Origin of the sequence: Chryseobacterium sp. 2TAF14 (genome assembly GCF_052115105.1) — a bacterium.
Taxonomy (GTDB): domain Bacteria; phylum Bacteroidota; class Bacteroidia; order Flavobacteriales; family Weeksellaceae; genus Chryseobacterium.
Map to the genome: position 1 here is coordinate 1 of NZ_JBFRGA010000340.1, position 752 is coordinate 752.

Genomic DNA, 752 nt, shown 5'->3' on the forward strand with positions numbered 1-752 from the left:
ACGTAAGAAACTCTTATGACGAGCAGGCTATTCAGAAATTTATGGATAACAATTATCTGGACACGCAGGGAAATATAAAAGCTTTCACATCAGATACCGCTGATGATAACGAGAAAAAACTTTCTGAGTTACCTCATGAAACTCTGCCTTCAGGAGTTATTTATATTAAAAGAGCCGGAGCTCAGCCAGAAGATACTACTCCGCCTTCTACAGGTGTTACAATAGGAGAGTCTACCCAAATTAGAACAATGATGCGGGCTAATTATTATCTTGCGACAGATGTAGACGGAAATGTGTCGTTTGGGAGCGCAGGAACTCTTTTAAATACTATTGACGGAAGTGGTTCTCCTGTAACCGATCCTATGTTTTATTACGTGAAAAACTCGGTAAAAACTTCTGTCGGGCAAACTGATAGTAACTATTACGAAATAAAAGGTTTAAAAGAAGGTTTAAAATATTTTACCGGTTTTGAAAATTTATTAGATGAAAGTCCTTACAATTTGCAGGGAGTAATTATTGTTCCTTCTAAAGCTGCATTTGCAAGAAATGCCAATTATTACAATCTTCAAAATGCTTCTTTTGTTTTTAATTTTCAAATTTACAAAGCAAATGTAAGACCTTCCACAGATCAATAATAAATACTAAAAGGATAAAAAAACGCTTCAAAATATTTTGAAGCGTTTTTCATTTATCTCACATTTCCCAAAATATCCGGGAAATATTTGTCTGAAAGATGCTCAAACTCATCTCCC

Annotated in this window: 1 protein-coding gene; it reads left to right on the top strand. The window is 34.7% G+C overall.

Features of this window, described 5'->3' with window-relative positions:
- On the top strand, window positions 1-635 hold a 635-nt coding region (locus AB4Y90_RS18080), incomplete at its 5' end, for a hypothetical protein (protein WP_441558944.1).
- Window positions 636-752: the final 117 nt, after the last annotated feature.